Annotated in this window: 6 protein-coding genes; 3 read left to right on the top strand and 3 right to left on the bottom strand. The window is 34.4% G+C overall.

Annotation, left to right across the window (positions count from 1 at the left end):
* Positions 1–85: 85 nt before the first annotated feature.
* Entirely contained in the window at positions 86–544 is a 459-nt protein-coding gene (locus tag ACR1PN_RS18785; RefSeq protein ID WP_433981274.1) for an Lrp/AsnC family transcriptional regulator, read from the bottom strand.
* Between the two features lie 144 nt (positions 545–688).
* Between ACR1PN_RS18785 and ACR1PN_RS18780 the strand changes: the two genes are divergently transcribed.
* A complete protein-coding gene (locus ACR1PN_RS18780) occupies positions 689–1918 on the top strand; it encodes an aminotransferase class I/II-fold pyridoxal phosphate-dependent enzyme (protein WP_433981273.1) in 1230 nt (409 codons plus the stop codon).
* Positions 1919–2333: 415 nt separating this feature from the next.
* On the opposite strand, the gene ACR1PN_RS18775 is transcribed toward ACR1PN_RS18780, so the two are convergent.
* Positions 2334–3338, bottom strand: coding sequence for a glycosyltransferase (locus ACR1PN_RS18775; RefSeq protein WP_433981272.1), 1005 nt, complete (start codon positions 3336–3338; stop codon positions 2334–2336).
* Between the two features lie 193 nt (positions 3339–3531).
* Here ACR1PN_RS18775 and ACR1PN_RS18770 point away from each other — a divergent pair, with 193 nt between their 5' ends.
* Positions 3532–4545, top strand: coding sequence for an SDR family NAD(P)-dependent oxidoreductase (locus ACR1PN_RS18770; RefSeq protein ID WP_433981271.1), 1014 nt, complete (start codon positions 3532–3534; stop codon positions 4543–4545).
* Between the two features lie 38 nt (positions 4546–4583).
* Positions 4584–5390, top strand: coding sequence for a helix-turn-helix domain-containing protein (locus ACR1PN_RS18765; protein ID WP_433981270.1), 807 nt, complete (start codon positions 4584–4586; stop codon positions 5388–5390).
* 156 nt (positions 5391–5546) lie between these two features.
* Here the strand turns inward: ACR1PN_RS18765 and ACR1PN_RS18760 are convergent, their stop codons facing one another.
* On the bottom strand, positions 5547–6710 hold the full coding sequence (locus tag ACR1PN_RS18760; RefSeq protein WP_433981269.1) for a THUMP domain-containing class I SAM-dependent RNA methyltransferase: 1164 nt from the start codon (positions 6708–6710) through the stop codon (positions 5547–5549).
* Positions 6711–6715 lie beyond the last annotated feature (5 nt).

Below are 6715 nucleotides of genomic sequence, written 5' to 3'. Positions count from 1 at the left end.
TTTTCCCCCCCCCCCCCCCCCCCCCCCCCCCCGAAACAAATAAAATAGCGAGTGCGGAAAGCGGGAAAAAGCTCCTAAAAAATATTTACAAAACAATCTCAGTCGTATTTTTCACTTCAGAAATTGTGAACGAGCTGTGCGTACTTGCAATATGCTGTAAAGTTGTGAGTTTGGTCACCATAAAATTCCGGTAATCATCCATATCTTTCAGGCTGATTTTAAGAATATAATCGTAGTCTCCGCTTACGTGAAAACATTCCGTGACTTCCTTTAAGTGCAACACTTCTTTTTCAAACTGCATCAGATATTCTTTTTTATGCTGAGTGAGTTTCACATGACATAAAATGAGAAACTTTTTGTCAATTTTTGTTTTATCAACTAACGCAACATATTTAGAAATCACACCTGAGTTTTCAAGCTTTTTTATGCGTTCATAAACAGCAGTCACAGACAATCCAAGTTTATAAGCCAGTTCTTTGGTGGTTTGTTTACAATCTTCCTGCAGATATTGAAGCAGTTTTTTATCCGTTTCGTCAAATAGCATAGATAATATTTTAGCAAAGTTTAGATTAAAACAAATATAACCAACTTTTATTCTACCAAAATAAATTTTAATAGTTTTATTTTCTAAATATAGAATTAATCATTGTAATAAATAATAGAAAGATTCATTTTTAAAACAAAAAATATGGATCGATTCAACGCGGCAAATGAAATTCAGGACTTACAATATTTTGGAGAATTTGGCGGAGTAAACCCTTCAATTTCAGACAGCTCTACCTACACTTTTCTTTCGGCAAAAACCATGTTTGATACGTTTGAAGGAAATGCAGACGGCTGTTATCTGTACTCAAGACATTCATCACCGATGAATCTTTATCTTTCCCAAGCTTTGGCAAAAATGGAAAACACTGAAGCTGCAAACGTTACTGCCTCAGGAATGGGAGCTATTACCTCCGTTTTGATGCAGATTTGCAAGTCAGGAGACCATATTATTTCGAGCAGAACCATTTATGGTGGAACCTACGCTTTCCTGAAAAATTTTCTACCGCCGTTTCAAATTGAAACTACTTTCGTAGACATTAATAATTTTGAATCCATTGAAAATTCAATCACTGAAAACACTAAAATTATATATTGTGAAAGTGTAAGTAACCCTCTTCTGGAGGTTGCTGATCTGAGAAAACTATCAGAAATCTGTAAAAAGCACAATTTAAAACTGATTGTTGATAATACTTTCTCTCCACTTTCAATCTCACCGACTTTATTGGGAGCAGACGTTGTAATTCATAGCTTAACTAAATTTATTAACGGAAGCAGCGATACGGTAGGTGGAGTTTATTGCGGAACCCAGGAATTCATCAATGATACCAAAAATGTAAACAACGGAGCTTGTATGCTTTTGGGTCCAACGATGGACAGTTTCCGCTCGGCAAGTATTCTTAAGAATTTAAGAACACTTCACATCAGAATGAAACAGCACAGCCATAATGCAATGTATCTTGCTAAAAGATTTGAAAAAGACGGCTTAAAAGTTTCTTATCCAGGTTTAAAATCCCACAAAAATCATGACTTGATGAAAAGCATGATGCACGAAGAGTACGGATTTGGAGGATTGCTGACTTTAGACGCAGGAACAACCGATAAAGCCAACGAATTAATGGAAATGATGCAGCAGGAAAATTTAGGCTATTTAGCGGTAAGTTTAGGCTTTTATAAAACATTATTCTCATGCTCAGGAAGTTCTACTTCATCAGAAATTCCTGAAGAAGAACGTGAAGCCATGGGAATTTCAGACGGACTTATAAGATTTTCAATCGGTCTCGATCACGATATCGAAAGAACATACGAAAAGATGAAAGAATGCATGCTCAAAACAGGCGTTCTAAACCATGAAACCATTTCATCCATATTCTAATTATTGTTATAAAAGCTGTTGAATTTCGACGGCTTTTATTATTTTTTTTAACCGCAAAAGTCACAAAAGATATTTTTTGCGCAGCATTTTTAAGCATTTCAAAAGACCACAAAATGTAAGAAAAGTTTCGCTCCTACGGAGCTCAATATATTTAGAAATCTTTTTCTACAAAGGCTTTGCTTCTCCAAAGCATTTTTTTACTTTAGTCAAATTTTTAACGCAAAGTTTAATTTAACCAATCTCTTATTCCAGCAAGCAAAGTGGAATCAACAAGTTGATTTTATAAAACGTATGTTTTAAGCTTTGCGTAGCAAATTTATTGTTTTTTGCTCCCTAAAATCAAAGTTTTTATAAAAAATCTTTGCGTTAAAAATTTACTCTAGAAAGTAATGTATCAAAAATTTTTACGATAAAATCAAACTTTATGAAAATGTTTCGGAAATGCATTTTCAGGTTTCATTTTTAAAACATTCAGTAAAATCCATGATTTTAAAAATCCGTAACCATAGGAAAACATTTGGATATAAGTGGAAATAACTGCCATCCCTGCAATGGCGATATTTTTAGTCACAATTAAAGAATGAAGCAGAACCATGAAAGTGTACAATCCGTAAAGCGCAAGAATAAAACCTTTTCCTAAAATAAAATATTCAATAAATCCTAAAACATAGCCCAATAAAAACAAAGTAGGGAAAGCAAAAGAAATTTTCACATAATTCGGATGTCTTTGATTCAGAATCGGTCTTGCACAACCAAATTGATACACCTGCTTTGAGAACTTTCCAAAATCTACTCTTCGTTTATGATAGACTGCAATTGTATCAAAAAAGGCTGTTGTAAAACCATTTTCCCAAAGCGTCATCGACAAATCCGGATCCTCCCCGATTCTCATCTCTGAGAAACCACCCACTTTCTCGAAAATTTCTTTTTTCACGCCCATGTTAAAACTTCTGGGCTGGAATTTAGAAACCGCTTTTTTATTTCCTCTGATTCCACCAGTTGTAAAAACTGAAGTCATCGAATACGAAATTGCTTTCTGCATCAGGTTGAAACCTTTATGCGCTTTATCGGCTCCTCCAAAGGCATCACAAGGAATAGTAACAATACTGTTTTTGATATTTTCAATATAATCTTTTTCTACAATCACATCGCTGTCTACGAAAACCAACCAATCATTCGATGCTCTTTTTGCTCCATAATTTCTCGACAAGCCTGGTCCTGAATTGGTTTTCTTGAAATATTTGATGTTTAAAATTTCTTCAAAATTATGAATCGTCGGTTTTAAATCGATCATAGAACCATCATCAACAATAATTACTTCAAAATCTTTATCCGTTTGGGCATTGAGAGAATTGAGCAGTTCGAAAAGTTCATCTTTTCGGTTAAAAATAGCAACAACGATGGAAATAGTAGGTTTCAAATTGAAAATTTTTCAAAATTAGTTATTCAGTGAAGAATGCGCAAAGATTTATTACAAATTAAAACGTAAAAGAAAGACAAATCATATCTGATCTGTTTAGAATTTTAAACAAAGCAATCTGACATTTTAAACAAACTCAAAAATTAAAGACCATAATAACTTTGTCTCAACAAAACTTTAAAACAAATTAAAAATGAGACTTAATAAGTTACAGCAGCCGATCAATTCAGGATTTAATGCACAATCCACGGCTCAGGAAGTGATCAGAGGAATTGATCTTTCAGGAAAAACAGCTATTATCACAGGTGGTTATGCAGGTATTGGTCTTGAAACTACAAAAATTCTGGCTTTAGCAGGAGCTACAGTAATCGTACCTGCAAGGAGTTTAGAAAAAGCAAAAACAAATCTATCTGGAATTCCCAATGTAGAATTACAAGAATTAGATTTAATGAATCCTGAATCTATCGAAAACTTTACAGAAAAGTTTGTTGCTTCAGAAAGAAAATTAGATTTCTTAATTAATAATGCAGGAATTATGTGGGTTCCGCTACAAAGAGACGGCCGAGGATACGAATCACAGTTAGTCACTAATTATTTATCTCAATTTCATCTTACCGCAAAATTATTCCCGGCTTTGAAAAGAGCAGATTCTGCAAGAGTAATCATGGTTTCATCATACGGACATCAGATGTCACCTTTCAATTTTGAAGATCCAAATTTCGAAAACAGAGAATATCAGACTTTAGCAGGTTACGGACAATCAAAGACAGCTTGTAATTTATTTTCTGTTGCTCTGGACGAAAAAGCAAAACAATATAATATCAGATCCTATTCAGTGCATCCCGGTTCTGTTTACGGAACAGACTTAGGAAGAGAAGAACCGATCGGTTTGTTTATCCAGATGGGAACTCACGACGAAAGCGGAAAAATAAAACCTGAAGTAAGAGCTAAACTAAAAACCATTCCACAAGGTGCTGCAACAACGGTTTGGTGCGCTACAACTCGGCATTTGGAAAATATAGGAGGAGTATATTGTGAAAACTGTAATATTGCGGAGATCGACAACGGGCAAATTGAGCATCGATATGATGAACCATCCACCATAAAAGGAGTTCAGCCCTATTCTATTGATCAGGAGAGTGCGGAAAGACTTTGGAAATTAAGTGAAGAAATGACCGGAATACAATTACAATTCGATGTGAAGTAATTTCTTTTACTTAAATTTATCCTTGAAATAGATTTATAATGGATTTTCAGATTAAATATATCACGCCTGATATTAAGCTTTCCACTTATGATGACAAACTTTTCAAAACGGAAACTGTTTTTGAATTTCACATGCTGGTTTGGTTTATTTCCGGAGAAACGAAAATTATTCATGCGGACAAATCTTATATTTTCAAAGCCGGAGATATTTTTTTGATTCCGAGAAATCATTTGGCAACAATCATTAATTACCCTAAAGACGGACTTCCGCACAAAGCTGTTGTTATGCATCTTACAAAGGAGCGCTTGAAGGATTTTTATTCTAATATCGAAATTGAGACAAAAAATATTCGTAAGGAAACCAAAATATACAGCTTTGAAAAGCATCCTCTTCTGGAAAGCTGCATGGCTTCACTGATCCCCTATTTTGATCTTCAGGATTCTTTTCCGGAAAACATTGCAGATTTAAAAATAAACGAAGCGGTCAATATTCTGCGCGTTATTGACAAAAACATAGATTCTGTTCTGGCAGATTTTGAAGAACCGGGAAAAATAGATCTTGCAAATTTTATGGAGAAAAATTATATGTTTAATATGCCTCTGGAAAGATTCGGGTACTTGACGGGACGAAGTTTATCAACTTTCAATCGGGATTTCAGGAGAATTTTTCTCACCACACCACAACGATGGCTTACTTATAAACGTCTTGAACTGGCATTTTATCATTTAACTGAAAAAAACAAAAAGCCTTCGGACGTTTTTATGGAAGTTGGTTTTGAAGACCTTTCACATTTTTCTTATGCATTTAAAAAGCAATATGGGTTTGCGCCTTCGTTGGTAGAGTAAAAAGTAAATCAATCATTAATCTTTTTTCTGCAGATCTCCCGCTAAACAAGAACTCTAAAAGATCTAAAATAATTTCTGTAAAGTCAAAAACATTTCAAGACATATTTTGAGTTTTGAAATAGAAAAACCTTCCAGCTTCCGGAAGGTTTTTACGTTTTAATTATTTTCTAATTTATGCACTTTTTTCGTTCCTTCATACATTTCATACTGCAAAAATCTTGTTTCCAGTTTTCCGTTGAAAAGCTTTATTTTTCTTGAAGGTCGAAGTCCGATTTTCTTTACCGCTTCCAAATCTGAAGAAATCAGCCAAGCCAAAGTGTTCGGATAATGCGTTTTGAAAGTATCTCCTACTTTTTTGTAAAAATCATCATCATTGATCGAAATTCTCTCGTCATACGGAGGGTTGAAAACCATCAATAACGGGAACATATCTTTTTTGGAATCAAAGAAATTCTGCTTTCTTACTTCGATGATGTCTTCCATTTCGGCAGATTCTATGTTCGTTCTTGCTGCATTCAGCATTCTTGCATCGATATCGTAACCCACAATTTTTCCTGTAAATTCTTTCACACGATTTACACGAACTTCTTTTATTTTTGAAAACAATTCGTGATCATAATTTTTCCAGTTCTGGAATGCAAATCTTCTTCTGAAAATCTGCGCAGGAAGGTCTAAAGCAATCATTGCCGCTTCAATTAAAAGCGTCCCCGAACCACACATCGGGTCAAGGAAATTTCCTTTCCCATCCCAACCTGCCAATTGCAGCATTCCGCTTGCCAAAACCTCATTAATTGGAGCTTCTCCCTGTTCCTTTCTGTACCCTCTTTTAAACAATGGATCTCCTGAAGAATCTAAAGAAATCGTTACCAATTCTCTGTCGATATGCAAATGAAATTTGATATCCGGAGATCTCGTTTCAATATTTGGTCTTTTTCCGTATCTGTTTTGAAAGAAATCTACAATCGCATCTTTCATTTTAAAAGTCATAAACTGAGAATGCTTAAATCTCTCGGAATTTACCGTAGAATCGATTGCGAAAGTCTGATCTACACTCATAAAATCATCCCATTCAAATTTGAAAAGCTTATCGTAAAACTTACTTTCATTAAATGCTTTAAATTCTACAATCGGAATAAGAATTTTAAGGGCAGTTCGTGCAGAATAATTGATTTTATATAAAAAACCTAAATCACCTTCGCAGTTTACTGCACGGTTTTTAAGTTCTACATTTCTTCCACCTAGCTTTTTGATTTCTTCTGCAAGAATAGGTTCCAGACCAAAGAATGTTTTTATCTGAATTTTTAGATTTTCTGTATCCATTTTGC

Origin of the sequence: Chryseobacterium sp. RLHN22, from assembly GCF_051011795.1 — a bacterium.
GTDB lineage: Bacteria > Bacteroidota > Bacteroidia > Flavobacteriales > Weeksellaceae > Chryseobacterium > Chryseobacterium zhengzhouense.
Note: the sequence above shows the minus strand (reverse complement) of the source record. Positions and strands in the feature narration are given on the sequence as shown.

What these genes read in the sequence shown, in the direction of transcription:
- ACR1PN_RS18785 (WP_433981274.1), bottom strand. Translation starts at nt 544, where the DNA reads ATGCTATTTGACGAAACGGATAAAAAACTGCTTCAATATCTGCAGGAA.
- ACR1PN_RS18780 (WP_433981273.1), top strand. Translation starts at nt 689, where the DNA reads ATGGATCGATTCAACGCGGCAAATGAAATTCAGGACTTACAATATTTT.
- ACR1PN_RS18770 (WP_433981271.1), top strand. Translation starts at nt 3,532, where the DNA reads ATGAGACTTAATAAGTTACAGCAGCCGATCAATTCAGGATTTAATGCA.
- ACR1PN_RS18765 (WP_433981270.1), top strand. Translation starts at nt 4,584, where the DNA reads ATGGATTTTCAGATTAAATATATCACGCCTGATATTAAGCTTTCCACT.
- ACR1PN_RS18760 (WP_433981269.1), bottom strand. Translation starts at nt 6,710, where the DNA reads ATGGATACAGAAAATCTAAAAATTCAGATAAAAACATTCTTTGGTCTG.